The 25,455-nt window shown below is 71.9% G+C and carries 17 protein-coding genes and 5 pseudogenes; 4 read left to right on the top strand and 18 right to left on the bottom strand.

The window, feature by feature from the left end; genetic code table 11:
- Nucleotides 1-171 precede the first annotated feature (171 nt).
- The 10 genes from aroQ to OJ254_RS20980 all read right to left on the bottom strand — a co-directional run bounded on the left by aroQ (nucleotide 172) and on the right by OJ254_RS20980 (nucleotide 10,193).
- Entirely contained in the window at nucleotides 172-621 is a 450-nt protein-coding gene (aroQ, locus tag OJ254_RS21025) for a type II 3-dehydroquinate dehydratase (protein WP_261952570.1), read from the bottom strand.
- Nucleotides 618-1,709, bottom strand: coding sequence for a 3-dehydroquinate synthase (aroB, locus tag OJ254_RS21020; protein ID WP_265363554.1), 1,092 nt, complete (start codon nucleotides 1,707-1,709; stop codon nucleotides 618-620). Before aroB ends, aroQ begins: the two co-directional genes overlap by 4 nt.
- On the bottom strand, nucleotides 1,706-2,263 hold the full coding sequence (locus OJ254_RS21015) for a shikimate kinase (protein WP_265363553.1): 558 nt from the start codon (nucleotides 2,261-2,263) through the stop codon (nucleotides 1,706-1,708). Before OJ254_RS21015 ends, aroB begins: the two co-directional genes overlap by 4 nt.
- Nucleotides 2,260-3,444 (bottom strand): chorismate synthase, encoded by a 1,185-nt coding sequence (aroC, locus tag OJ254_RS21010; protein WP_265363552.1) that lies wholly within the window; start codon nucleotides 3,442-3,444, stop codon nucleotides 2,260-2,262. The genes OJ254_RS21015 and aroC overlap by 4 nt, the downstream gene beginning before the upstream one ends.
- 124 nt (nucleotides 3,445-3,568) lie before the next feature.
- Nucleotides 3,569-4,396 (bottom strand): shikimate dehydrogenase, encoded by an 828-nt coding sequence (locus tag OJ254_RS21005; RefSeq protein WP_265363551.1) that lies wholly within the window; start codon nucleotides 4,394-4,396, stop codon nucleotides 3,569-3,571.
- Nucleotides 4,393-6,117, bottom strand: a complete 1,725-nt coding sequence (gene mltG, locus OJ254_RS21000; protein ID WP_265363550.1) for an endolytic transglycosylase MltG — start codon at nucleotides 6,115-6,117, stop codon at nucleotides 4,393-4,395. Before mltG ends, OJ254_RS21005 begins: the two co-directional genes overlap by 4 nt.
- Before the next feature lie 128 nt (nucleotides 6,118-6,245).
- Entirely contained in the window at nucleotides 6,246-6,710 is a 465-nt protein-coding gene (gene ruvX, locus OJ254_RS20995) for a Holliday junction resolvase RuvX (RefSeq protein WP_265365249.1), read from the bottom strand.
- Between the two features lie 14 nt (nucleotides 6,711-6,724).
- Nucleotides 6,725-9,394 (bottom strand): alanine--tRNA ligase, encoded by a 2,670-nt coding sequence (alaS, locus tag OJ254_RS20990; protein WP_265363549.1) that lies wholly within the window; start codon nucleotides 9,392-9,394, stop codon nucleotides 6,725-6,727.
- Entirely contained in the window at nucleotides 9,394-9,738 is a 345-nt protein-coding gene (locus OJ254_RS20985) for a DUF6167 family protein (RefSeq protein WP_261952563.1), read from the bottom strand. Before OJ254_RS20985 ends, alaS begins: the two co-directional genes overlap by 1 nt.
- Before the next feature lie 8 nt (nucleotides 9,739-9,746).
- The gene (locus tag OJ254_RS20980; protein WP_265363548.1) at nucleotides 9,747-10,193 is read right to left on the bottom strand and encodes a DUF948 domain-containing protein; all 447 of its coding nucleotides are present in this window, start codon (nucleotides 10,191-10,193) and stop codon (nucleotides 9,747-9,749) included.
- 173 nt (nucleotides 10,194-10,366) lie between these two features.
- On the opposite strand from OJ254_RS20980, the gene OJ254_RS20975 reads away from it, so the two are divergent.
- Entirely contained in the window at nucleotides 10,367-12,598 is a 2,232-nt protein-coding gene (locus OJ254_RS20975; RefSeq protein ID WP_265363547.1) for an ATP-binding protein, read from the top strand.
- A gap of 27 nt (nucleotides 12,599-12,625) precedes the next feature.
- Here the strand turns inward: OJ254_RS20975 and rpsD are convergent.
- A pseudogene (gene rpsD / locus OJ254_RS20970) lies at nucleotides 12,626-13,236 on the bottom strand (30S ribosomal protein S4).
- Between the two features lie 185 nt (nucleotides 13,237-13,421).
- Here rpsD and OJ254_RS20965 point away from each other — a divergent pair.
- Nucleotides 13,422-14,175: pseudogene (locus OJ254_RS20965) on the top strand (DUF2470 domain-containing protein).
- Between the two features lie 39 nt (nucleotides 14,176-14,214).
- Here the strand turns inward: OJ254_RS20965 and OJ254_RS20960 are convergent.
- From OJ254_RS20960 to OJ254_RS20945, 4 genes and pseudogenes are all read right to left on the bottom strand, one after another.
- Entirely contained in the window at nucleotides 14,215-15,585 is a 1,371-nt protein-coding gene (locus OJ254_RS20960; RefSeq protein WP_265363546.1) for a replication-associated recombination protein A, read from the bottom strand.
- A gap of 98 nt (nucleotides 15,586-15,683) precedes the next feature.
- Nucleotides 15,684-16,324 (bottom strand): annotated as a pseudogene (locus OJ254_RS20955) (vitamin K epoxide reductase family protein).
- Between the two features lie 205 nt (nucleotides 16,325-16,529).
- A pseudogene (gene hisS / locus OJ254_RS20950) lies at nucleotides 16,530-17,755 on the bottom strand (histidine--tRNA ligase).
- Between the two features lie 46 nt (nucleotides 17,756-17,801).
- Nucleotides 17,802-18,515 (bottom strand): MBL fold metallo-hydrolase, encoded by a 714-nt coding sequence (locus OJ254_RS20945; RefSeq protein ID WP_265363545.1) that lies wholly within the window; start codon nucleotides 18,513-18,515, stop codon nucleotides 17,802-17,804.
- A 160-nt stretch (nucleotides 18,516-18,675) separates the two neighbouring features.
- Between OJ254_RS20945 and OJ254_RS20940 the strand changes: the two genes are divergently transcribed.
- Both OJ254_RS20940 and OJ254_RS20935 read left to right on the top strand, forming a co-directional pair.
- A complete protein-coding gene (locus OJ254_RS20940; RefSeq protein WP_265363544.1) occupies nucleotides 18,676-19,503 on the top strand; it encodes a peptidylprolyl isomerase in 828 nt (275 codons plus the stop codon).
- Nucleotides 19,504-19,717: 214 nt separating this feature from the next.
- A complete protein-coding gene (locus OJ254_RS20935) occupies nucleotides 19,718-20,947 on the top strand; it encodes a DUF349 domain-containing protein (RefSeq protein ID WP_265363543.1) in 1,230 nt (409 codons plus the stop codon).
- Between the two features lie 66 nt (nucleotides 20,948-21,013).
- On the opposite strand, the pseudogene OJ254_RS20930 reads toward OJ254_RS20935, so the two are convergent.
- The 3 genes and pseudogenes from OJ254_RS20930 to secF all read right to left on the bottom strand — a co-directional run bounded on the left by OJ254_RS20930 (nucleotide 21,014) and on the right by secF (nucleotide 25,454).
- Nucleotides 21,014-23,588, bottom strand: a pseudogene (locus OJ254_RS20930) (RelA/SpoT family protein).
- 205 nt (nucleotides 23,589-23,793) lie between these two features.
- The gene (locus OJ254_RS20925) at nucleotides 23,794-24,342 is read right to left on the bottom strand and encodes an adenine phosphoribosyltransferase (protein ID WP_265363542.1); all 549 of its coding nucleotides are present in this window, start codon (nucleotides 24,340-24,342) and stop codon (nucleotides 23,794-23,796) included.
- Nucleotides 24,339-25,454, bottom strand: a complete 1,116-nt coding sequence (gene secF / locus OJ254_RS20920) for a protein translocase subunit SecF (RefSeq protein ID WP_265363541.1) — start codon at nucleotides 25,452-25,454, stop codon at nucleotides 24,339-24,341. Before secF ends, OJ254_RS20925 begins: the two co-directional genes overlap by 4 nt.
- Between the last annotated feature and the right edge of the window lies 1 nt (nucleotide 25,455).

The raw sequence follows: 25,455 nt of genomic DNA, 5'->3' as shown, positions 1-25,455 counted from the left end.
CGCCGTGCGGTAACCCAACGGCCCCCAGGGGCCGTTGGGCCCGCGGCCGCCGGCGTGGGGTGGTACTGCTTGCGAACGGTACCCTCCCGGCGGCGCGCCGGGGGACCTCCTACCCCCGGCACGCAGCGGGTGAACGGCCGGGGGCGGGCCCGGAGCGCCCGTGGGGACGGGTCAGTCGTTCAGTTCCTCGGCCAGCGCACGCAGCGCGAGCCGGTACGAGCCGATGCCGAATCCGGCCACCGTGCCGCTGGCCACGGCCGCGATGACCGAGGTGTGGCGGAACTGCTCGCGGGCGTACGGATTGGAGATGTGCACCTCGATGAGCGGGGCGGTGCGCTGGGCGGCCGCATCCCGCATTCCGTACGAATAGTGCGTGAACGCACCGGGGTTGATGACGACCGGGACGGCTCCGTCGGCGGCCTCGTGCAGCCAGCGGATCATCTCGCCCTCGTCGTTGGTCTCCCGGACCTCGGCCTCCAGGCCCAGCTCCTTGCCGAGCCGGGCGCACTCCTCGACCAGTCCGGCGTAGGAGGTGGCACCGTAGACATCGGGCTCGCGGGACCCCAGCCGGCCGAGGTTGGGACCGTTCAGGACGAGTACCCGCCGCAGCGCGCCGCTCATGCGGCGATCTCCGCGTGCGCGGCGAGCAGCATGGCCGGGTCCGGGCCCTCCAGGACGGTCGGCTTGGCCAGGCCGTCCAGGACGATGAAGCGCAGCCGGTCGCCGCGGGACTTCTTGTCGACCTTCATCGTCTCCAGCAGCTTGGGCCACTGGTCGCCGCGGTAGGTCAGCGGCAGCCCGACGGAGGCCAGCACCGCGCGGTGCCGGTCGGCGGTGGCGTCGTCCAGACGGCCGGCGATCCGGCCGAGTTCGGCGGCGAAGACCATGCCTACGGAGACCGCGGCGCCGTGCCGCCAGTTGTAGCGCTCGTTCTTCTCGATGGCGTGCGCGAGGGTGTGGCCGTAGTTGAGGATCTCCCGCAGACCGGACTCCTTGAGGTCCGCGGAGACCACCTCGGCCTTGACCCGGATCGCCCGCTCGATCAGTTCGGCGGTGTGCGCGCCGTCGGGGCGCTTGGCGGCCTCGGGGTCCGCCTCGATCAGGTCGAGGATCACCGGGTCGGCGATGAAACCGGCCTTGATGACCTCGGCCAGGCCGGAGACGTAGTCGTGCACCGGCAGGGTGTCCAGCGCGGCCAGGTCGCACAGCACGCCGGCCGGCGGGTGGAAGGCGCCGACGAGGTTCTTGCCCTCGGCGGTGTTGATGCCGGTCTTGCCGCCGACCGCGGCGTCGACCATGCCCAGGACGGTGGTCGGGATCGCGATCCAGCGCACGCCGCGCAGCCAGGTGGCGGCGACGAAGCCGGCCAGGTCGGTGGTGGCCCCGCCGCCGACGCCCACGATCACGTCGCTGCGGGTGAAGCCGGACTGTCCCAGCGCCTTCCAGCAGTACGCCGCGACCTCGGCCGTCTTGGACTCCTCGGCGTTCGGCAGCTGGATGGCGATCGCCTCGTAGCCCTGGGAGGCGAGGTCCTCGCGCAGTGCCTCACCGGTGGCGGCCAGCGCCTCCGGGTGCAGCACCGCGACCCGCTTCACGCCGTCGCCGATCAGGCCCGGGAGTTCACCGAGCAGCTGCCGCCCGACGAGCACCTCGTACGGGTCGGTGCCCGCGGTGCCGCCGACCTGGATCCGGGTGGCCTGCTCCGTCATGCGTTCTCCTCCGTGTGGGCCGCCCGCGGGGCACCGCCCGCGGCCGGCCGTAGCTCCAATGCGTCCAGGATCGCCTCGGCGACCTGACCGGGGGTGCGCTCCGCCGTGGGGATCACGGCGCGCGCGACCTCGGTGTAGAGCGGACGACGCCGTTCCATCAGTTCGCGCCACTGCTTGCGCGGGTTGACGGCGAGCAGCGGACGGGGGGCGTCGAGGCCCACCCGCTTGACGGCGTCGGCGAGTTCGACGTCGAGGAAGATCACCGGCAGCCCGGTCAGCAGCGTGCGGGTGCCCTCGTCGAGGACCGCGCCGCCGCCCAGCGCGAGCACGCCCGGGTGCTCGCCGAGCGCGCTCCGGACCGCCTCCCGCTCCAGCTCGCGGAAGTGCGCCTCGCCCTGGTCGATGAAGATCTCGGCAATCGGCCGGCCGGCGGTGGCGACGACGTCCGCGTCGGTGTCCCGGTAGCCGACGCCCAGCCGCTCGGCCAGCAGCGCGCCCACCGTCGACTTACCGGCACCGGGCGGGCCGATCAACACGACGACGGGGGACGTCATTTGATCGCCAGGTTGTCGAGGAAGCCCTGCACGTTGCGGCGGGTCTCGGCCACGCTGTCGCCGCCGAACTTCTCCACGACGGCGTCGGCGAGGACCAGGGCCACCATGGCCTCGGCGACGATCCCGGCGGCCGGCACGGCGGAGACGTCGGAGCGCTGGTGGTGGGCCTGGGCCGGCTCGCCGGTGGTGACGTCCACGGTCTTCAGGGCGCGCGGCACCGTCGCGATCGGCTTCATCGCCGCCCGCACCCGCAGCAGTTCGCCGGTGGTCAGGCCGCCCTCGGTGCCGCCGGCGCGGCCGGAGACGCGCCGGATGCCCTCGGGCGTGTTGACGATCTCGTCGTGCGCCTTGGAGCCGGGCACCCGGGCCAGCTCGAAGCCGTCGCCGATCTCGACGCCCTTGATCGCCTGGATGCCCATCAGGGCACCGGCGAGCCGGGCGTCCAGCTTGCGGTCCCAGTGCACGTGCGAGCCGAGGCCGACGGGCACGCCGTACGCCAGCACCTCGACCACACCACCGAGCGTGTCGCCGTCCTTGTGGGCCTGGTCGACCTCCGCGACCATCGCCTTCGACGCGTCCGCGTCCAGGCAGCGCAGCGGGTCGGCGTCCAGCTTCTCGACGTCGGCCGGCGTGGGGTACACGCCCTGCGGAGCCTTCACGGAGCACAGCTCGACGACGTGCGAGACGATCTCGATGCCGGCGGTCTCCTTGAGGAAGGAACGGGCCACCGCGCCCAGCGCCACCCGGGCCGCGGTCTCCCGGGCCGAGGCGCGCTCCAGGATCGGGCGGGCTTCGTCGAAGCCGTACTTCTGCATACCGGCCAGGTCCGCATGACCGGGGCGCGGGCGGGTCAGCGGGGCGTTGCGGGCCAGCGCGGCCAGCTCCTCCGGATCCACCGGGTCGGCCGCCATCACCTGCTCCCACTTGGGCCACTCGGTGTTGCCGACCATGATCGCCACCGGCGAGCCCAGCGAGCGGCCGTGTCGCACGCCGCCCAGGAACGTGACCTCGTCCTGCTCGAACTTCATCCGGGCACCGCGGCCGTAGCCCAGCCGGCGGCGCGCCAGGGCGTCCGCCACCAGCTCCGTGGTGATCGGGACGCCGGCCGGAAGGCCCTCCAGCGTCGCCACCAGTGCGGGGCCGTGCGACTCCCCCGCCGTCAGCCAGCGCAACCTGCTCAACGGTGCTCCTCAGTACTGCTCATCCGCGTACGGTCTCCCCCTGATCCTCCCACGTCACGCGGGAGCGGCGGCGCCGAGTCCAGGAAGCGGACCCCGGCGTCCGCGCGGGGAACCGTCCGATGGCTCAGCGGGCCGCGAGGGCGGCCTCGCCGGCCGCGCGCATCGCGGCCAGCGGTGCGGGCGAGCGGCCGGTCATCTGTTCCACCTGCAGTACGGCCTGGTGCACCAGGAGGTCCAGGCCGCCGACCACCGCGCCGCCGCGGTCGGCCCAGGCTCCGGCGAGCGCGGTCGGCCAGGGCTCGTAGAGGACGTCGAAGAGCGTGCCGGGCCGGTCCGGGACCGCGGCGGCCAGCGCGTCGGTGGCGCCGGCGGGGGTGGTGGCGATGGTCAGCGGGGCGGCGAAGGCCTCGGCGGCCCGCTCCCACGGGGCGGTGCGGACGGCGACGCCGAGCCGTTCGCCCCAGCCGCGCATCTCGTCGGCGCGGGCCTCGCTGCGGACGTACGCGGTGACCTCGCCGGTGCAGATGCGGGAGAGCGCGGCGAGGGCCGAGGAGGCGGTGGCGCCGGCGCCCAGGATCGAGGCCCGCTCTACCTGCTGTACGCCGCGCTCACGCAGGGCGGCGAGCAGGCCCGGGATGTCGGTGTTGTCGCCCAGGCGGCGTCCGTCGGGCGTGAGGACGACGGTGTTCACCGCCTCGACCGAGGCCGCGGTGGGGGTGATCTCGTCGAGCAGCGGGATCACCGCGCGCTTGAGCGGCATGGTCAGCGAGAGCCCGGCCCACTCCGGCCCGAGCTCTGCCAGGAATCCGGGCAGCGCGGCCTCGCCGACCTCGTGCCGGCCGTATTCCCAGCCGGTCAGGCCGAGGGCGTCATAGGCGGCGCGGTGCAGCACCGGCGAAAGGGAGTGCGCGATGGGCGACCCGAGGACCGCGGCCCGGCGTGTGGGGCTCATTGCTTCGCCTTCTTGTGTTCCTGTTCGTAAATGCGGCGGTTCCGCTCGTGCTCTTCGTTCGTCTCGGCGAACAACGTCTTCTCCGGGCTGATCGAGACGAAGTAGTACCAGTTGCCCTTGGCCGGGTTGATGGCGGAATTGATCGCCACCTCGCCGGGATTGCCGATCGGCCCGGGCGGAAGTCCCTTGAACTTGTAGGTGTTGTAGGGATCGTTGAAGTGCCGCAGATCGTCGACGGAGCCGGTGTCCAGGGTGCTCTGGGACCGGGCGTAGTTCACCGTCGAGTCGAAGTCGAGCAGGCCGTAGGTCTCCGTGTTGTTCGGCTTGAGGCGGTTGTAGACGACCCGCGCGACCTTGACGAAGTCGTGTTTGTACTTGCCCTCGGCCTGGGTGAGGCTGGCGACGGTGAGCAGCTGTAGCGGCGAGGAGAGGTGGAACTCGCGCGCCTTGCCCTCCAGGTCGTACTTCGCGTACACCTGCTTGGCCCGCGACACCATCTGCTTGAGGACCGCGGCCGGCTTCGCCTTGTCACCCACGCTGTACGTGGACGGGTAGAGGAAGCCCTCCAGCGGGTCCTTTATCTTGCCGTTGTCGTCGGCCCAGGAGGGCAGACCGAGGCTCTTGGCGTCGGCCTTGGCGACGTCCTTGGTCGTGCCCGCCTTGAGGTGGAGCTTCTTGTCGATGAGCGCGTAGACCTCCTTCGCCCGCAGCCCCTCGCGGATCGTGAGGCCGTTGCGGCTCTTGGGGTCCAGCATCAGCTCGATGGCCGCGGCCGCGGACATCTGCTTGCGGAGCGAATACGTACCGGGCTGGAGCGACGTGGCCTTCTTGTTGTCGCCGGCCGCCTCGGTGAAGGCCCCGGCGCTCTTGATGACGCCCTTCTTCGCGAGGATCTGGCCCATTTCCAGGCCGGTCGAACCGTCCGGAATGTCGACCTGTACCGCGCCGGAGCCCTCGCCCTCGTAGTCGGGCGCCGATCCGAAGTGGGCCATGAAGAAGTCGTAGCCGAAATAGCCGACGGTGCCGACCGCGCCGGCGAACACCAGCGTCATGACCAGACAGGCGGTGCCGCTGCGGCGTTTGTTCTTCTTGCCGTTCCGTTTGCCGCGGCGCTCGCGGCCGTCGCCCGGTTCGTCGTCGGGGTACTCGTCCGCGTCGTCACCGGCGAAGAACGAGTGGTCCGGCTCCGGTTCCCGCGGCCGCTCGGGGTCGGCCCGCCAGTCGTCGCCCGGGGCGTCCTCGTAGGCGGCGGCGTTCTCGTACGCGGTGTCGTCGTACGGCGCCCCGGCGGGCTGCTGCTCGTACTGCTCCGGCGGGTACGGCTGCTGGTGCGGCACCTGCTGGTGCTGGTGCGGGGCCTGCTGGTGGTGCGGGGCCTGCTGGTGCCCGTGCTGCGGCTGCTGCTGGTACGGGTCCTGGTGGCCGTAGTAGTCCTGGCCCGCTCCGGCGTACGGATCGGCCGGGGGTTGCTGCGCGGCGTAGGGGTCGTACGGGTCGTACGTCGGCAGCTGCCCCGTCGAGGAGCCGTCCCAGCCCTGGCCGTAGTGCTGCTGAGGATGCTGCTGGAGATGCTGTTGGGGATCCGTGTAGTGCTGCGGGGCGGACTGCTGCCCGCCCCACTGCGGCTGCTGCTCCTGGCCTCCGTAGGGCCCCTGGTCTCCGTAGAGCGGGTCCTCGGGGTGCCACGGTTCGGAGCCGTAGCCCCGGCCATACTCGGTCATCGATCCCCTAGAGCCGAGAGGCGGTGCGCTCCGTACGGGCAGCGCGCTTGCTGTACCGATCCGCCTCTACTTGCACGTGCGGCTGTTCGAACCACCGCCGCATCGCGCGGCACGTTACCGTATCGCGATCAGATGACCACTTCGACGCTCTCGCCCGGAGGTTCCCCGGACACGCGTTCGGTTTCCAGTGCGCTCTGCAGGATGACCACCGCGGCCGCCTGGTCGACGACCGAGCGGCCCTTCTTGCTGCGTACGCCGGAGGCGCGCAGGCCCTGGGTCGCGGTGACCGTCGACATCCGCTCGTCGACGAGCCGGACGCCTACGGGTGCGATGTTCTTTGCCAATTCCTGGGCGAACGCCCGGACCTTGGCCGCGGCCGGCCCCTCTCCCCCACTGAGGGAGCGGGGCAGGCCGACCACGACCTCAAGGGGTTCGTACTCCTCGACGATCGCCTTGAGCCGGCGGTGCGCTGCCGGGACGTCACGTCCCGGCACGGTCTCGACGGGGGTGGCGAGGACCCCGTCGGGGTCGCACGAGGCGACCCCGATGCGGGCGTCCCCGACATCGACCGCGAGGCGCCGGCCGCGTCGCATCTCACTCACGCGCGTCAGGCCGCCTCGGAGACCAGGCGCTCGACGGCCTCGATGGCCTCGGGCACCGCGGCCGGGTTCTGGCCGCCGCCCTGGGCGACGTCCGGCTTGCCGCCGCCGCCGCCACCGAGCGTCTTGGCGGCCGTACGGACCAGGTCACCGGCCTTGATGCCGCGCTCGCGGGCGGCGTCGTTGGTGGCGATGACCGTCACCGGACGGCCGTTGGCGACCGCGAAGAGCGCCACCACGGCGGCCCGGCCGCCCTGGATGCGGCCCCGTACGTCGAGGACCAGCTTGCGCAGGTCGTCGGCGGCCGTGCCGTCCGGGACCTGGCCGGTGACGACCGCGACGCCACGGACGTCCTTGGCGCTCTCGGCGAGCCCGGCGGCGGCCTGGAGCACCTTCTCGGCGCGGAACTTCTCGATCTCCTTCTCGGCGTCCTTGAGCTTGCCGAGCATCGCCGAGATCTTCTCCGGCAGCTCCTCGGAACGGCCCTTGACCAGCTCCTGGAGCTGGGCGACGACCGTGTGCTCCTTGGCCAGGAAGTTGTACGCGTCAACGCCGACCAGGGCCTCGATGCGGCGCACGCCGGAGCCGATGGACGATTCGCCGAGCAGCTTCACCAGGCCCAGCTGGGCGGTGTTGTGCACGTGCGTGCCGCCGCAGAGCTCCTTGGAGAAGTCGCCGATGGTGACGACGCGCACCCGGTCGCCGTACTTCTCGCCGAACTCGGCGATGGCTCCCTGCTTCTTGGCGTCGTCGATCGACATGATCTCGGCCTGCACGTCGAGCTCGCGGGCCAGGACCTCGTTGATCTTCTGCTCGACGTCCGTCATCACGGCCGTGGGCACGGCGGACGGCGAACCGAAGTCGAAGCGGAAGCGGCCCGGCTGGTTCTCCGAACCGGCCTGGGCGGCCGTCGGGCCGAGGGCGTCGCGCAGCGCCTGGTGCGTGAGGTGGGTGGCGGAGTGCGCGCGGGCGATGGCGCGGCGGCGGGTCACGTCGATGGTGGCGTGGGCCGTGGCGCCGACCGTGACCTCGCCGACCTGCACGACGCCCTTGTGGACGTACACGCCCGGGACCGGCTTCTGGCAGTCGCGGACCTCGATGACGGCGCCGTTGTCCAGCTTGATGCGGCCGGTGTCGCCGATCTGGCCGCCGCCCTCGGCGTAGAACGGGGTGCGGTCCAGGACGACCTCGACCTCGTCGCCCTCGGTGGCGGCCGGCGAGGAGGCGCCGTTGACCAGCAGGCCGACGACGGTGGACTCGCCGTCGGTGGAGGCGTAGCCGATGAAGTCGGTGGCGCCGGCGCGGTCGGCGATCTCGCGGTAGGCGCCGAGGTCGGCGTGGCCGTGCTTCTTGGCCTGGGCGTCGGCCTTGGCGCGCTCCCGCTGCTCCTTCATCAGGCGGCGGAAGCCGTCCTCGTCCACCGACAGGCCCTGCTCGGCGGCCATTTCGAGGGTGAGGTCGATCGGGAAGCCCCAGGTGTCGTGGAGCAGGAAGGCCTTGTCGCCGGGAAGGACGGCGCCACCGGCGGCCTTGGTCTCCGTGACGGCGGTGTCGAGGATGTTGGTGCCGGCCTTCAGCGTCTTGAGGAAGGCGGCCTCCTCGGCGAGGGCGACCGTCTCGATGCGACGGCGGTCCTCCAGCAGCTCGGGGTACTGCTGGCCCATGGTCCTGATGACCACGTCCAGCAGCTCGCCGACGACCGGGCCGGTGGCGCCCAGCAGGCGCATGTTGCGGATGGCGCGGCGCATGATGCGGCGCAGGACGTAGCCGCGGCCCTCGTTGCCCGGGGTGACGCCGTCGCCGATGAGCATCGTGGACGTGCGGAGGTGGTCGGCGACCACGCGCAGCGAGACGTCGGTGCCGTCGGAGGTGCCGTAGCGGACGCCGGTGAGCTCGGTGGCCTTGTCGATGACGACGCGCAGGGTGTCGGTCTCGTACATGTTGGGGACGCCCTGGAGGATCATCGCCAGGCGTTCCAGGCCGAGGCCGGTGTCGATGTTCTTGCTGGGCAGCTCGCCGAGGATCTCGAAGTCCTCCTTGCCGGTGCCCGCGCCGCGCTCGTACTGCATGAAGACCAGGTTCCAGATCTCCACGTACCGCTCGTCGTTGACGGCCGGGCCGCCCTCGACGCCGAATTCGGGGCCGCGGTCGTAGTTGATCTCGGAGCACGGGCCGCACGGGCCCGGGACGCCCATGGACCAGTAGTTCTCCTTCTTGCCCAGGCGCTGGATGCGCTCCTTGGGCACGCCGACGACCTCGTGCCAGATGCGCTCGGCCTCGTCGTCGTCGAGGTAGACGGTGATCCACAGGCGCTCGGGGTCGAGGCCGTAGCCGCCGTCGGCCTGCGAGCTGGTCAGCAGCTCCCAGGCGTGCTTGATGGCGCCTTCCTTGAAGTAGTCGCCGAAGGAGAAGTTGCCGCACATCTGGAAGAACGTGCCGTGCCGGGTGGTCTTGCCGACCTCTTCGATGTCCGGCGTGCGGACGCACTTCTGGACGCTGGTCGCCGTCTTGTAGGGCGGCGTGACCTCGCCGAGGAAGTACGGCTTGAAGGGGACCATGCCCGCGTTGACCAGCAGCAGCGTCGGGTCGTCCGCGATGAGCGACGCCGACGGCACGACGGTGTGCCCGCGCTCCTCGAAGAAGCGCAGCCAGCGCCTGCGGATTTCAGCCGACTCCATCAGTGGTCCTCTTTTCCAGTCGGTCCGGTCAGACCGGTCGGTCCGGTTGTTCTCGTGGTTCGGTGGTGCCCTTCGAGCACCGCTCGGCGCGGTGCGGGCAGCTCACGCGCCTCGGCCGGCCTGCTCAGGCCGAGGGCCTCGTGCAACTGCTCTTCACGGTCCGCCATTCCGCTGCGTACGTCCAATGCAAATTGGCGCAGCCGGTGTCCGGTCTCGACGGCCTTGTCCGCGGCCTGCGCGGCGAGGCTGTCGGGCTGCAGCTTGCGCAGCTTTTGATGGACCTTGTTGGTGGCCCACACCCCGGCGGCGGCGCCGGTGGTGAACCAGAATGCGCGGCGGAACATCGCGGTGATCAGTCCTTGGAGCGGCGGTTGCGGCGCCCGCCGCGGCGGGCGCCGGGCAGGGTACGGCCGACGACGACGGTGCGCTTCGCGCCGCCGGCAGGGGCTTCTGCGCCCTTCTTGCCGATCGCGCGACGCACGCCGTAGCCGAACGCGGCCACCTTGACCAGCGGTCCGCCGAAGGCGGAGGAGACGGTCGAGGAGAGCGCGGAGGCGTTCGCGGTGACCTCCTGGACGTCGGCGGCGATCGCGTCGACGCGCGCCAGCTGGGTGTGCGCGGAGCGGACGGTCGCGGAGGCGTCGGCGAGCAACGGCACGGCCTGCTCGGACACCTCGGCCACCATCTTCGTCGTCGCCTTCAGCGTCTGTGCGAGCCTCACCAGCACGAGGGCGAGGAACGACACGAGGATCGCCCAGAAGACGGCCACGAGGATCCCGGCCACCTCTCCACCGGACACGTTGGCACCACTCTCCGACTGGTCTGGTCTCGTCCTGCTCGAACGGCAACCTTGACCTTATCGCGCCGTGACTGTCCGTCCGTACCCAGTTCTCCGCGCCGGGACGGGGGCGTCCGGGGAATCCGCAGAGGTGATTGTACGGTCCGCATCCCGCCGAGTACGCTCCGTGTGCCATGCGACGCTTCACGGGCTCCGGGCCCGCTTCCGGCCCCTCTCCCGACCGTCCGGAGGGGCCGGGGAGGCAGCCCCGGGGGACGGGCGGGCCGCCGGGTGGGCCGGGCAATCTCCCCGCGGAGCTGAACCGGTTCATCGGCCGCGACGACGAGCTGGCCGAGCTGGTCCGGCAGGTGGGGTCGGCCCGGCTGGTGACCGTCACGGGGCTCGGCGGGGTCGGCAAGTCACGGCTGGTCCACCATGGCGCGGCGATCTTGCAGGATCGCTTCTGCGACGGGGTGTGGCTGGTCGAGCTGGCCTCCTTGAGCGAGCCGCACCTCCTGGACCACGCGGTCGCCGAGGCGCTGGCGCTGGCCGACCACAGCGGCCGCCCGGTGCGTGCCGCGCTCTGCGACCACCTCGCCGGCCGTGAGCTGCTGCTCGTCCTGGACGGCTACGAGCACCTGGTGGACGTCTGCGCCGGGTTGACGGCCGAACTGCTGCGCCGCGCGCCGGGGCTGCGGGTGGTGGCGGCCGGCCGCCGGCCGCTGGGGATCCCGGGCGAGCAACTGCTGCCGCTGGCGCCGATGCCCGGGGGCGAGGCGGCGGCGCTGTTCGCCGACCGGGCCGCGGCCGTCGTTCCGGGTTTCGCCGTCGGGCCGGCGAACGAGGCCGCGGTCGGCGAGCTCTGCGACCGCCTGGACGGCATCCCGCTCGCGCTGGAACTGGCCGCCGGGCGGCTGCGGGCGCTGTCGGTGGACCAGGTGCTGCTCCGGCTCGACGACCGGTTCCGGCTGCTGACCGGGCGGACCCGGGGCGCACTGCCCCGCCACCAGACGCTGCGCTGCGCGATCGGCTGGAGCCATGAGCTGTGCACGCCCGGGGAGCGGCTACTGTGGGCGCGGCTGTCGGTGTTCGCCGGGCAGTTCGACCTGGAGGCGGCGGAGTACGTCTGCTCGGGCCCGGAGCTGCCGGCCGACGAACTCCTGGACACACTGGAGGAGTTGGTCTCCCAGTCGGTGCTGGTCCGGGAGGAGACCGCGGCCGGGGTGCGCTACCGGATGCTGGACACCGTACGGGCCTACGGTGCGGGCTGGCTGAAGGCGACGCGGGACGCCGAGCGGCTGCGGCGGCGGCACCGGGACTGGTACCTGGGGCTGGCGACGTGGTGCGAGCTGGACTGGTTCAGCTCGCGCCAGGCGGAGATCGCGGCCCGGATCGAGGCCGAGCTGCCCAATCTGCGGGTGGCGCTGGAGCAGAGCCTGCAGAGCACCACCGAGACGCACCTGGGGCAGTACCTGGCGGGCACGCTGTGGTTCTACTGGGTCGGCTGCGGGCGGCTGTCGGAGGGCCGGCACTGGCTGGACCGGGCGCTGGAGCTGGACGGCGGCCATGACGACGCCCGGCTGAAGGCACTGTGGGTGGCCGGATACGTGGCGGTGCTCCAGGGGGACACCGTGGGCGCGCTGGGGGCGCTGCAGGAGTGCAGCGAGGAGGCCGAGCGGACCGGGAACGCCACCGCGGCCGCCTACGCGCTGCACCGCACCGGCTGTCTGGCGCTGGTCTGCGACGACATGCCGCGCGCCGAGGAGCTGCTGCGCGGGGCGCTGGCGCGCTACCGGGAGATCGGCGAGCTCAACAGCAATGTGCTGATGGGGCAGGTCGAGCTGGCGATGGCGGTGGCCTTCCAGGGCGAGCTGGCGGACGCGGTGCGGCTGTGCGAGGACGTCCGGGAGGTGTGCGAGGACCACGGGGAGCGCTGGACGCTGGCGTACGCGCTGTTCGTACTGGCCTTCGCGGCGTGGTCGCGCGGTGAGGCGGGGCGGGCCCGGGCGCTGCTGGAGGAGTGCCTGGCCATCGACCACACCTTCCACGACCTGCTGGGCGCGGTGCTGGCGATCGAGCTGCTGGCGCTGGTGACGGTGGGCGAGGGCGACGCGGCGGAGGCGGCGGTGCTGCAGGGCGCGGCAGGGCGGATCTGGCCGTCGGTGGGGCTGCCGCTGTTCGGCTCGCGCTACTTCAGCCGGCCGCACGCGCTGTGCGAGGACCGGGCCCGGCGGGAGCTGGGGGACGGGAACTACGAGCGCTGCCTACGGGAGGGCGGCCGGCTCGATCTGGACGCGGCGGTGGCCCGGGTCCTGCGGCCGGCCGGCCCGCTGCCGGCCCCGCGCCGGGCGGTGCGGATCGTGCCGCCGGCCACGCACGAGCCCGCCGCCTCCCCCTCCGCGAGCGGCGGGGAGACGGCGGGCTGAGGTGGTGCTGCGCCGCGCGGTGTGGCTCTAGCGGGCGTAGTACTCGACGACGAGCTGCTCGTCGCAGATCACCGGGATCTCCTTGCGGTTGGGGTCCCGGTCCAGGCGGAACGCCAGCGCCGGGAGGTTGACCTCCAGGTAGCGCGGGGTCTCGCCGTCGGGGGCGTAGCCACCCTCGCGCGCGACCTGGAAGGGGTGCTTCTCGCGGCTGCGCTCGCGGACCATCACGACGTCGCCGGGGCGGACGCGGAAGGACGGCTTGTCGACCTTGCGGTCGTTGACCGCGATGTGGCCGTGCACGACCATCTGGCGGGCCTGGTAGATGGTGCGGGCGATGCCCGAACGCAGAACGAGCGCGTCCAGACGGCGCTCCAGCTCGACCACCAGGGCCTCGCCCGTCTTGCCCTCGGCCTTGCGGGCGCGGTCGTAGGCGCGCGCCATCTGGCGCTCGCTGATGTCGTACTGCGCGCGCAGACGCTGCTTCTCCAGCAGACGGACCTTGTAGTCACTGCTCTGCTTGCGGCCGCGGCCGTGCTCGCCGGGCGGTAAGGGCGGGCCTCGAAGTACTTGACGGCCTTCGGAGTCAGCGCGATGCCGAGCGCGCGCGACTTCTTGACCTTGGGACGCGACTGGTTCACGTGGAACGTTCCTCCATGTAAGTTAGGTGAGGCTTACCTTAGCGCGAGGAGAACGCATGTTTCGACCTGGGATCCCCCTGCCCGGTGCTGGTCAGAGCACCGGGACGGGGCAGCCGCGTCCCGTGGAAGACGCCCGGCAACCGACCGCTGCCGAGCGCGTACGCACTCTCGTCGAATCCCATGGTATGGCGTCGCTGAGCGTCCCCGGAGTCGAGGATCCGGACGAGACCGGGCTGACGGCTCCCCTCTGCCGGACCGTGACGCCCGACGGGGACGTGCTGTTGCTGGTTCCGGGGGACTGTGCGGCGGCCCGGGCGGCCGCCCACGCCCAGGACGACGACCTGACCGCCGTGATGGAGATCACGGATGTGGCACCGGTCTCGGTGCCCCACCGCATCCGCGGCCGGGCCTGGCTGGCCGGCTGGCTGACCCCCGTGCGCAACGGCCAGCGCGCCGAGGCCGCGCTGCTGCTCGCCGAGCGGCACCCGGTCGGCGAAACTGCTCGGACTCGGCGAGGCACTGCACCCGGATCCGGCACCGGGGCTGTACGGGCGGACCGCCTGGATGATGCTGCGCCTGGAGGTCGGCGAGGGGGCGGTGGACGACCTCTGGGGCGCCGGGCCGGTCGAGCCGGACGACTTCGCGGCGGCCGCGCCCGATCCGCTGGTCGCCCACGAGGCCGAGCTGCTGCAGCACCTGGCCGCGGCGCACGGCGAGCAGGTCCGCGGGCTGTGCTCGCTGCTGGGCGAGCGCGGCCGGATCTGCGGGGCGCGCGAGAAGGCCGTACCGGTGGCCCTGGACCGCTTCGGACTGCGGGTCCGCTTCACCGACCGCGGGCAGCGCTCCTTCGACGCCCGCTTCGACTTCCCCGAGCCGGTGCGGGACGTGGCCGAGCTGCGGCGGGCGATGCACACGCTCTTCGAGGCCGCGGCCCCGTAGGCCGCGCCCGAGGGCCTGCTGGGCCGATGCCGGCGGTGCCTACTCGGTGGAGGTCTCCCCCGAGGCGCCGCGCAGCCGGGCCCGGACCCGGTCGGCCACGTCGGCGTAGCGGGCCTCGGCGCCGTGGCGGGTGGGCTCGTAATAGCGGCTGCCGTGCACCTCGTCCGGGGCGTACTGCTGGGCCGCGATACCGCCGGGCAGGTCGTGCGGGTACTGGTAGCCGTGGCCGTGGCCGAGCTTCTGGGCGCCCTTGTAGTGGCTGTCGCGCAGATGGAGCGGCACCGCGCCGGCCTTGCCGGCCCGGACGTCCGCCAGCGCGGCGTCGATGGCCAGATAGGCGGCGTTCGACTTCGGCGCCAGGGCGAGGGCGATGGTCGCCTGGCTCAGCGTGATCCGGGCCTCCGGGAAACCGATCAGCGCCACGGCCTGGGCGGCGGCGACCGCGGTCTGCAGCGCCGTCGGATCGGCCAGGCCGATGTCCTCGCTCGCCGAGATCATCAGCCGCCGGGCGATGAACCGCGGGTCCTCCCCCGCCTCGATCATCCGCGCGAGGTAGTGCAGCGCGGCATCGACGTCCGAGCCGCGGATCGACTTGATCAGGGCGCTGGCGACGTCGTAGTGCTGATCGCCGGACCGGTCGTACTTCACCGCGGCGCGGTCGACGGACTCCTCCAGGGTCCGGAGGGTGATCTCCTTCTCCCCCTTGGCCAGCGCGGATCCGGCGCCCGCCTCCAGCGCGGTCAGCGCGCGCCGGGCGTCGCCGCCCGCGATGCGCAGCAGATGCGCCTCGGTGTCCTCGGGGAGCGTGACGGCCCCGGCCAGCCCGCGGGCGTCGGTCAGCGCCCGCCGCAGCAGCGCGCGCAGGTCGTCGTCCGTGAGCGGTTCGAGGGTCAGCAGCAGCGAACGGGAGAGCAGCGGGGAGATCACCGAGAAGTACGGGTTCTCGGTCGTCGCGGCGATCAGGGTGACCCAGCGGTTCTCCACCGCGGGCAGCAGGGAGTCCTGCTGGGCCTTGCTGAAGCGGTGGATCTCGTCGAGGAAGAGCACCGTCTCCTTGCCGTACCCCCCGGAGGCACGGCGGGCGCCGTCGATGACCGCGCGGACCTCCTTGACGCCGGCGGTGATCGCGGAGAGCTCCACGAAGCGCTTGTTCGTCGCCTGGCTGACGACGTACGCCAGGGTCGTCTTGCCGATGCCGGGCGGGCCCCACAGGAACACCGAGGACGGCCCGGCCGGTCCCCCGCTGCCCTCTCCCACCAGGCGGCGCAACGGCGAGCCGGGCTTGAGCAGATGCTGCTGACCCACGACCTCGTCGAGGGTGCGCGGACGCATCCGCACGGCGAGCGGAGACCCCGCGGGGTCCTTCTCCTGGCGGTCTTCGGCGGCGGCGGTGAACAGGTCGGGCTCCACGCACACGAGCCTATGCCACCCCACTGACAACGCCCCGGCGACCGTCGGGGACGGACCGGGGCGCGGGCGGCCTCCCGGCGGAACGGGAGGGCGGTTCCCTACAGCAGGCTGCTCCAGTACGACCACCAGCGGGTCAGGATCAGCAGCGCGATCACGCCGTACCAGAGGACCGGCACGACCCAGTGGAACTCCACGACCGCGTTCCGCAGGCCCGCGGGGGCCGGGATGACGCCGTGCTTGATGTTGTGCGCGGTGGTGTACCAGAACATCAGGATCGTCACGCACCAGGTCAGCGTGCACCACAGGCACAGCGCGTTGATGCTGTACAGCGACTGGCTCATCAGCCACATGCAGAAGACCGCGGCGAGCCCGGTGCCGATGTTCAGGCCGATCCAGTACCAGCGGCGGAAGCGGGCACCGGCCAGGACGGCCATGCCGATCGCCACGACCACGCCGAAGCCGACGAGCCCGGCCATCGGTTCGGGAACCCGAAGACCTCGGCCTGCTTGCTCTGCATGACGCTGCCGCAGGAGATGATCGGGTTGAGGCTGCAGGCCGGCTTGAAGTTCGGGTCCTTCAGCAGCTCGAACTTGTCCAGGGTGATGACCCAGGCGGCCAGGATGCCCAGCGCGCCGGTGATCACCAGCAGCAGCCCGAGGCCGCGGCCCGCGCCGAGGGTGCGCGCGCCGCCCGCGTGATCGTCGTCGATGGACACGTCGTCAACCGCTGTCGTCGTCATATCGCCGTTCCGTCGATGCCTGGGGAATGGGGCTGGGGCTGCGGCAGGCGGGCCCGCGGCCGCGCCCCTCATTGTGCCCCAACCCCACCACAACGGGCCGTTCGCTGTGCATAAAGCCGGTGAACCCCGGGGGCGGGCGTTGACGCGAGGGGCCCGGACGGTCACCGCCGTCCGGGCCCCTCGTTCCGTCGTGTCCGGCCGGGCCTCAGCCCAGGCGGCGCCGGACCTCCTCGGTCACGGCGTCCACCGCGACCGCCGTCTGCTCGCCGCTCTCCAGGTCCTTCAGCTGGACGACGCCCTCGGCCAGATCGCGCTCGCCGGCGACCAGCGCCAGCCGCGCACCTGAGCGGTTGGCGGACTTCATGGCGTTCTTCAGGCCCTTGCCGCCGTACGCGAAGTCGGTGGCGACGCCGGCCCGGCGCAGCTCGGTGACCGCGCCGAACAGCACCCGGCGGGCCTCGTCACCGAGCGGGACGGCGTAGACGGCGGTGGCGGCCGGGATGTCGAGCGTGATGCCCTCCGCCTCCAGGGCCAGCACGGTGCGGTCCACGCCCAGCGCCCAGCCGACGGACGGCAGCGCCGGGCCGCCGATCATCTCCGACAGGCCGTCGTAACGGCCGCCGCCGCCCACCGCGGACTGCGAGCCGAGGCCGTCGTGGACGAACTCGAAGGTGGTGCGGGTGTAGTAGTCCAGGCCGCGCACCAGCTTCTCGTCGTCCTCGAAGGCCACGCCCGCCGCGGTCAGCAGCTCGCGCACCTGCTCGTGGTACGCCTTGCAGGCCTCGCAGAGGTAGTCGCGCAGCATCGGCGCCCCGGTCAGCTGCTTCTGGACCGCGTCCCGCTTGTCGTCCAGGACCCGCAGCGGGTTGATGTCGACCCGGCGCCGGGTGTCCTCGTCCAGGTCCAGGCCGCGCAGGAAGTCCTGCAGCGCGGCGCGGTAGACGGGCGGCACTCCTTGTCGCCCAGCGAGTTGAGCAGGATGCGGAAGTTGCGCAGGCCCAGCGAGCGGTACGCCTGGTCGGCCAGGATGATCAGCTCGGCGTCCAGCGCCGGGTCCTCGGCACCGATCGCCTCGGCACCGACCTGGGAGAAGTGGCGGTAACGGCCCTTCTGCGGACGCTCGTAGCGGTAGTACGAGCCGGAGTACCACAGCTTGACGGGGAGGTTGCCGGCCTTGTGGAGGTTGGCCTCCAGTGCGGCGCGCAGCACGGACGCGGTGCCCTCGGGGCGCAGCGCGAGCTGGTCGCCGCCCTTGGTCTCGAAGGCGTACATCTCCTTGGTCACGATGTCGGTGGACTCACCGACGCCGCGCGCGAACAGCTCGACGTTCTCGAAACCGGGCGTCTCGATGTAGCCGTAGCCGGAGTTCTTCAGCGGCCCGGAGATCGCCTCGCGGACCGCCAGATAGGTGGCGGAATTCGGCGGCAGCAGGTCGTAGGTGCCCTTGGGGCCTGAAAGGTGCTCACGGAAGCTCTCGTCACATTCCTCGTCGTGGAGCGGGGCTGAAGCCGTCTCCGAGGCCGGCGGCCACTTCCCGCAGGAAGGGGTTGGTGGCGCGCTCGCGGCCGATGGTGGTCTGGGGGCCGTGGCCGGACAGGACGACGGTGGAGTCCTCCAGCGGCAGGCACACACGGGCCAGCGACTCAAGGATCTCGGCGTGGTCGCCGCCCGGCAGATCGGTGCGTCCGATGGAGCCGGCGAACAGCAGGTCGCCCGAGAAGAAGACCGAGGGGATGTCGGCCTGCTCGGGCATCCTGAACGTCACCGACCCCTTGGTATGGCCCGGTGCGTGCGCGACCGAGAACTCCATTCCGGCGAGTTCAAGGACGGCACCGTTGCTCAGCTCCTTGACGTCGTCGGGCTCCCCCACGGTGAGGTCGCCCATGAGCTGCTGGCCGACGGAGAGGCCCAGGGCCTTCTCCGGGTCGGTCATCATGTAGCGGTCCTCGGGGTGGATCCAGGCCGGGACGTCGTGCGCGCCGCACACGGGGACGACCGACGCGACGTGGTCGATGTGGCCGTGGGTGAGGACGACCGCGACGGGCTTGAGCCGATGCTTCCTGACCGCGTCCTCGACTCCCTGGGCGGCCTGGTGGCCCGGGTCGATGATGACGCACTCCTCGCCTGCGGCGGGGGCGACCAAGTAGCAGTTGGTGCCCCAGGCCCCGGCGGGGAACCCGGCAATCAGCACGTTCGTCCTTAAGGATCGGTGTGGCGGGCGGCCGCGGGGCCGCTCCCGGACATCTCGGCAGCTCCAGAGCCTACCGGCGGGACTCCCGGCAGGGCGAACCCGTATACGGTACGGCGACGGCGCACCTCAGCGATCGGTGATCGGACAAGGAGACGAGTCGGTGGTCAGCAAGGATCAGCGGCGGCGGCAGCTCGCCCGGGAGAAGTACGCGCGCCAGCAGCAGCGGCGGACCGTCGCCCAGCGCAAGGCCAGGCGCCGCAACACCGTCATCGCCGGCGCGGTGGCCGTCGCCCTGGCGGCCGGCGGGGCCGTCTACGCCTCCACCGCGCTGATCGGCGGCGACGACCGGACCTCCGACCAGGCCGCGGGCAGCCACCGCCCGGACGACCCCTGCCGCACGCCCGCGAAGGGCGCGCCGTCGCAGCGGACCTGGAAGAAGGAGCCGAAGATGTCGATCGACACCTCGGCCTCCTACGCCGTGAAGCTGGCGACGACCTGCGGCACGATCGGCCTGAAGCTGGACGCCGGCAAGGCGCCGCACACCGTCAACTCCTTCGCGTTCCTGGCCCAGCAGGGCTTCTTCGACCACAGCAGGTGCCACCGCCTGGTGGACCAGGGCATCCACGTCCTGCAGTGCGGCGACCCGACGGCCACCGGCAGCGGCTCCCCCGGCTACACGATCCCGGACGAGGACCTCAAGGACCCGCGGCTCAAGGGCGGCGTCTATCCGGCGGGCACGGTCGCGATGGCCAACAGCTACGACGGCAGGGACCCCAAGACCCGCAACTCCGGCGGCAGCCAGTTCTTCCTCGTCTTCGAGGACAGCAAGCTGCCCGCCAACTACACCCCGTTCGGCACCATCACCGGCGGTATGGACGTACTGCGCAAGATCGCCGCCGCCGGGGCGACGGACCCCGACCCGCAGACCCGCAACACCGCGCCGCACGCCACCGTCGTCATCGACCGGGCGACCGTCACGAAGTCCTGACCGGCGGCCGGGCGGAATTTCGGTCGTGCTGGATGCGGACAGCCGACCGCCGGTCGCCTAGATTGGCGTGTGGGTAGGGTGCCTGGTCCGACGGCTTCCACCCTCACCCGCAAAACCACCCGTCGGACGGCCAGGGCGCGGCCCTGCCGGACAGAAACTGTGGACGATGCCGGGGGGCCGTACGCCCCCGTCGGCATCATGTGGAGGAGGCGCTGTGAGCAGCGACCCGTGGGGCCGCGTCGATGAGACGGGGACCGTGTACGTGCGTACCGCCGACGGCGAGCAGGTCGTCGGATCGTGGCAGGCGGGCAGCCCCGAGGAGGCCCTTGCCTACTTCGAGCGCAAGTATGACGGCCTGGTCGTCGAGATCGACCTCCTCGAACGCCGGGTTCGGACCACCGACCTGTCGGCCAAGGACGCGATGACCGCGATCGACCATCTGCGCCAGCAGGTCGACGAGCACCACGCGGTGGGCGATCTGGACGCGCTCCGGAAGCGGCTGGACAAGCTGGTGGAGGTCGTCGAGTCCCGCCGTGAGGAGCGCAAGGCCCAGAAGGCGCGGCAGAGCGACGAGGCCCGGCAGTCCAAGGAGAAGCTGGTCACCGAGGCGGAGGAGCTGGCGGCCAGCGAGCAGTGGCGGGCGGCCGGCGAGCGGCTGCGGGCGCTGGTCGACATCTGGAAGGGCCTGCCGCGGCTGGACCGCAAGGCGGACGACGAGCTGTGGCACCGCTTCTCGCACGCCCGCTCGGCGTTCTCCAAGCGGCGCAAGGCGCACTTCGCGTCGCTGGACGCGCAGCGCGAGGAGTCCCGCAAGGCCAAGGAGAAGCTGGTCGCCGAGGCGGAGTCGCTGTCCAACTCGACGGACTGGGGGGCGACGGCCGCCCGCTACCGCGAGCTGATGCAGGACTGGAAGGCCGCCGGCCGGGCCCAGCGCGAGCACGAGGACGACCTGTGGAACCGCTTCCGCGGCGCCCAGGACGTCTTCTTCCAGGCCCGCGGTGAGGTCTTCGCGGAGCGCGACGCCGAGCAGCGGGAGAACCTGACCCGCAAGGAGGAGCTGGCCGTCGAGGCCGAGAAGCTGCTCCCGGTCTCGGACCTGAAGGCCGCACGGGCCGCGTTCCGGTCGATCAACGAGCGGTGGGAGGCCATCGGCCACGTCCCGCGGGACGCCCGCCCCAAGATCGAGGGCCGGATGCACGCCGTCGAGCGCGCCATCCAGGAGGCCGAGGAGGCCGAGTGGCGGCGGACGAACCCTGAGGCGCGGGCCCGCGCCGCGGGGCTGACCGGTCAGCTCCAGGACGCCGTCGACAAGCTGCAGAAGCAGATCGACGCGGCCCGGGCGGCCGGCAACGACGCCAAGGCCGACAAGCTCGGCCGCGAGCTGGAGGGCCGCAAGGCGTTGCTGGACCAGGCGCTCAAGGGCCTGGAGGAGTTCGGCGGCTGAGCGGAGTCCCGCGCACGAGGAGGGCCCCGGTACCCAGGTACCGGGGCCCTCCTCGTGTCCGTGGCGTTACGGCCTGCGCGCCGAGGTCACGCGGTAGACGTCGTACACGCCCTCCACACCCCGTACGGCCTTCAGGACGTGGCCGAGGTGCTTGGGGTCGCCCATCTCGAAGGTGAAGCGGGAGGTGGCGACGCGGTCGCGGGAGGTCTGGACGGCCGCCGAGAGGATGTTGACGTGCTGGTCGGACAGGACCCGGGTGACGTCCGACAGCAGCCGGGAGCGGTCCAGCGCCTCGACCTGGATGGCGACCAGGAAGACCGAGGACTGGGTGGGCGCCCACTCGACGTCCAGGATCCGTTCCGGCTGCCGGGACAGCGAGTCGACGTTGAGGCAGTCGGCGCGGTGCACCGAGACGCCGCTGCCGCGGGTGACGAAGCCGATGATGGGGTCGCCCGGCACCGGTGTGCAGCAGCGGGCCAGCTTGACCCACACGTCGTCGACGCCCTTGACGACGACGCCCGGGTCGGCGCTGGAGCGGCGCTTGGAGCGCGGCCGGATCGGGGTGGACTCGGCGATGTCCTCGGTGGCCTCGTCCTGCCCGCCGAGCGCCTGCACCAGCTTCTGGACGACGCCCGCCGCGGCGACGTGGCCCTCGCCGATCGCGGCGTAGAGCGAGGAGATGTCCGGGTAGCGCATCTCGTGCGCGAGCGTCACCAGGGAGTCGCCGGTCAGGATCCGCTGGATCGGCAGGTTCTGCTTGCGCATGGCGCGCGCGATGGCGTCCTTGCCCTGCTCGATGGCCTCGTCGCGGCGCTCCTTGGAGAACCAGCCGCGGATCTTGTTGCGGGCGCGGGGGACTTGACGAAGCCGAGCCAGTCGCGGGAGGGCCCGGCGCCCGTTGCCTTGGAGGTGAAGACCTCCACCAGGTCGCCGTTGTCCAGGGTCGATTCGAGCGGGACCAGCCGGCCGTTGACCCGGGCGCCTATCGTGCGGTGGCCGACCTCGGTGTGCACCGCGTAGGCGAAGTCGACGGGCGTGGCGCCGGCCGGCAGCGCTATCACGTCGCCCTTGGGGGTGAAGACGAAGACCTCGTTGCGGGACAGGTCGAAGCGCAGCGACTCCAGGAACTCGCCGGGGTCCTCAGTCTCCTTCTGCCAGTCGAGCAGCTGCCGCAGCCAGGCCATGTCGTTGACGGTTTCCTGGCCCTTGCCGGCGTTCTTCGGCACGTCCGTGCGGACCTTGGAGGCGCCGGCCACCGCCTCCTGCTTGTACTTCCAGTGGGCGGCGATGCCGTACTCGGCGCGGCGGTGCATGTCGAACGTGCGGATCTGGAGCTCGACGGGCTTGCCGCTGGGGCCGATCACGGTCGTGTGCAGCGACTGGTACATGTTGAACTTCGGCATCGCGATGTAGTCCTTGAACCGGCCGGGGACCGGGTTCCACCGCGCGTGGATGGTGCCGAGGGCGGCGTAGCAGTCGCGGACGGTGTCGACGAGGACGCGGATGCCCACCAGGTCGTAGATCTCGGCGAAGTCGCGGCCGCGCACGATCATCTTCTGGTAGACGCTGTAGTAGTGCTTCGGGCGGCCGGTGACGGTGGCCTTGATGCGGGCGGCGCGCAGATCGGCCTGGACCTCGTCGGTCACTATCGCGAGGTACTCGTCCCGCTTGGGCGCCCGCTCGGCGACCAGCCGCACGATCTCGTCGTACATCTTGGGGTAGAGGATCGCGAAGGCGAGGTCCTCCAGCTCCCACTTGATGGTGTTCATGCCCAGGCGGTGGGCGAGCGGAGCGTAGATCTCCAGCGTCTCGCGGGCCTTCTTCTCCTGCTTCTCCCGCTTGAGGTAGCGCATGGTGCGCATGTTGTGCAGCCGGTCGGCGAGCTTGATGACCAGGACGCGCGGGTCCTTGGCCATGGCGACGACCATCTTGCGGACCGTCTCGGCCTGCGCGGCCTCGCCGAACTTGACCCGGTCGAGCTTGGTGACGCCGTCGACCAGCAGCGCGACCTGGTCGCCGAAGTCGCCCCGCAGCTGCTCCAGGCCGTACTCGGTGTCCTCGACGGTGTCGTGCAGCAGGCCGGCCATCAGCGTCGCCGGGTCCATACCGAGCTCGGCGAGGATCGTCGTCACCGCGAGCGGGTGGGTGATGTACGGGTCGCCGCTCTTGCGCTTCTGGCCGCGGTGCCAGCGCTCGGCGACCTGATAGGCGCGCTCGATCTGGCGCAGCGTGCCCGTCTCGATCTTGGGGTCGTTGCCGCGGACGGCCCGCAGCAGCGGTTCGAGGACCGGGTTGTACGGGCTGGAGCGCTGCACGCCGAGGCGCGCGAGGCGGGCCCGTACGCGGTTCGGGGAGCCGGAGCGGCCGGCCGGTGCGGCCGGCAGCGGCTTGGCGGCGGCGGGGTGGTCGGCCTTGTCCGGGGGCTTGGGGGCGCGGGCCGGTGCGGACGCGGGGCGGGGCGAGGCGGCGGCGGGTCCCGGCTTCGGCGCGGGCGGGGCCGGTCGGCGGGGGCCGCGGTCCCGGACCGGCCGGTGCCCTCGGGGGTCGCGCCGTGCCGCTCGGGCCGGGGCGCGTCCGGGGAAGCCCCGGTCGCGGGCTTCGGCTCGTCCGGGCGCGCGGCATGGGATCCCGCCGGACGCAGTCCGGGGGAGAGCGGCTGGGCCTCGTCTGGCAAGAGCACTCCTCAAGCGGTTCCGGACCCCAGCCCGTCGAACAGGCCGGGATGCCATGGTATCGAGCCCGCGGCGGCCACCGCCGCGCGGCCATGGGTACGTACATGACACAGCAGCAGGGGCACCCGGATTGTTCCGGATGCCCCTGCTTGTCCAGCGTGTGCGGTGGCCTGGTCAGACCGTGATCAGCGCCTCCAGCGGAGCGCCCTTCAGGCCCGGCTCCAGGCGCTGCCGGCCGGCGAGGAAACCGAGCTCCATCAGCACCGCGACGCCCGCGACCTCGGCGCCGGCCCGGCGGATCAGCTGGAGCGAGGCGTCGGCGGTGCCGCCGGTGGCCAGCACGTCGTCGATCACCAGCACCCGCTCCCCCGGCGCCAGCGCATCGGCGTGCATCTCGATCTCGGCGGTGCCGTACTCCAGCTCGTAGGACTGCCCGAGCGTCGTGCCGGGCAGCTTGCCGGCCTTGCGGACGGGTACGAAGCCGAGGCCGGCCCGGACCGCGACCGGGGCGGCGAGTATGAACCCGCGCGCCTCCAGGCCCACGACCTTGTCGGCACCGTGCCGCTCGCACAGCCCGGCGAGGGCGTCGGTCAGCGCGCCGAACGCCGCCGGATCGGCCAGCAGCGGGGTGATGTCCTTGAACATCACGCCCGGCTTGGGATAGTCCGGCACGTCCGCGATCTTGCTCAGCAGCAGCTCCCGCAGGGCTGCGGCGGCGCTCATCGGCGCTTGCCCGACGGGCGGCCGCGTCCGCGGTTGCGGGCGGTGGGCTGGTGGCGGGGGCCGACGACCGCGGGGCCGTCCGCACCCTCGTCTGCGTCCTCGGGCGCCTCCTGGGCGTCCTCCTGGCTCGCGGCCTTGGCGGCGGCCGCGGCACGCTTGGCCTTGACCCGCTTGGCCAGCGCCTTCATCTCCGGCTCGCGGTTCTTGAGGTCGGTGACCAGCGGGGTCGCGATGAAGATCGAGGAGTACGCACCGGCGGCGAGACCGACGAACAGGGCCAGCGAGATGTCGTTGAGCATGCCCGCGCCCAGCAGACCGCCGCCGACGAACAGCAGACCGGCGACCGGGAGCAGCGCCACGACGGTGGTGTTGATGGACCGCACCAGCGTGCCGTTGATCGAGCGGTTGGCGATCTCGCTGTACGTGAAGCGGGTCTGCTTGGTGATGTCCTTGGAGGCTTCCTTCAGGCTGTCGAAGACGACGACCGTGTCGTACAGCGAGTAGCCGAGGATCGTCAGCAGACCGATGACCGTGCCCGGGGTGACCTCGAAGCCGACCAGGGCGTAGACGCCGACCGTGATCGTGAGGTCGTGGATCAGCGCGATCAGCGCGGCCAGCGCCATCCGCCACTCGAAGGCGATGGCCAGGTAGAGCACCACCAGGACCATGAAGATGCCCAGGCCCAGCCAGGCCTTGTTGGCGATCTCCTCGCCCCAACTCGGGCCGACCAGCTGGGTGTTGACGTCCTTGACCGGGATCTTCAGGTCCTTGGCGAGCTGCTCCTGGACCGGCACCGCCTGCTGGGTGTCCAGACCGCCGATCTGGATCCGCAGCGCGCCGTCGCCGAGCTTCTGCACCACGGCCTGGTGACCGCCGGACGCGGACTGGGCCTGGGCCTGGGCCTCCGCGGTCGACACCGAGGTCGCCGGGGTCGAGAAGACCGCACCACCGGAGAACTCGATGCCCATGTTCAGACCGCGCACCGCCAGGCCGACGATGGCCGTGATGGTGATGAGGATCGAGACGCCGTACCAGATCTTCCGCTTGCCGATGAAGTCGTAGCCGACCTCACCGCGGTAGAGCCGGGCGCCGATGCTTCCGAGCTTGGACATC

Source organism: Streptomyces endophytica (genome assembly GCF_026153355.1).
GTDB lineage: Bacteria > Actinomycetota > Actinomycetes > Streptomycetales > Streptomycetaceae > Streptomyces > Streptomyces endophytica.
This window is presented reverse-complemented; position numbering and strand designations above follow the sequence as displayed.

What these genes read in the sequence shown, in the direction of transcription:
- aroQ (WP_261952570.1), bottom strand. Translation starts at nt 621, where the DNA reads ATGAGCGGCGCGCTGCGGCGGGTACTCGTCCTGAACGGTCCCAACCTC.
- aroB (WP_265363554.1), bottom strand. Translation starts at nt 1,709, where the DNA reads ATGACGGAGCAGGCCACCCGGATCCAGGTCGGCGGCACCGCGGGCACC.
- OJ254_RS21015 (WP_265363553.1), bottom strand. Translation starts at nt 2,263, where the DNA reads ATGACGTCCCCCGTCGTCGTGTTGATCGGCCCGCCCGGTGCCGGTAAG.
- OJ254_RS21005 (WP_265363551.1), bottom strand. Translation starts at nt 4,396, where the DNA reads ATGAGCCCCACACGCCGGGCCGCGGTCCTCGGGTCGCCCATCGCGCAC.
- mltG (WP_265363550.1), bottom strand. Translation starts at nt 6,117, where the DNA reads ATGACCGAGTATGGCCGGGGCTACGGCTCCGAACCGTGGCACCCCGAG.
- ruvX (WP_265365249.1), bottom strand. Translation starts at nt 6,710, where the DNA reads ATGCGACGCGGCCGGCGCCTCGCGGTCGATGTCGGGGACGCCCGCATC.
- alaS (WP_265363549.1), bottom strand. Translation starts at nt 9,394, where the DNA reads ATGGAGTCGGCTGAAATCCGCAGGCGCTGGCTGCGCTTCTTCGAGGAG.
- OJ254_RS20985 (WP_261952563.1), bottom strand. Translation starts at nt 9,738, where the DNA reads ATGTTCCGCCGCGCATTCTGGTTCACCACCGGCGCCGCCGCCGGGGTG.
- OJ254_RS20975 (WP_265363547.1), top strand. Translation starts at nt 10,367, where the DNA reads ATGCGACGCTTCACGGGCTCCGGGCCCGCTTCCGGCCCCTCTCCCGAC.
- OJ254_RS20925 (WP_265363542.1), bottom strand. Translation starts at nt 24,342, where the DNA reads ATGAGCGCCGCCGCAGCCCTGCGGGAGCTGCTGCTGAGCAAGATCGCG.
- secF (WP_265363541.1), bottom strand. Translation starts at nt 25,454, where the DNA reads ATGTCCAAGCTCGGAAGCATCGGCGCCCGGCTCTACCGCGGTGAGGTC.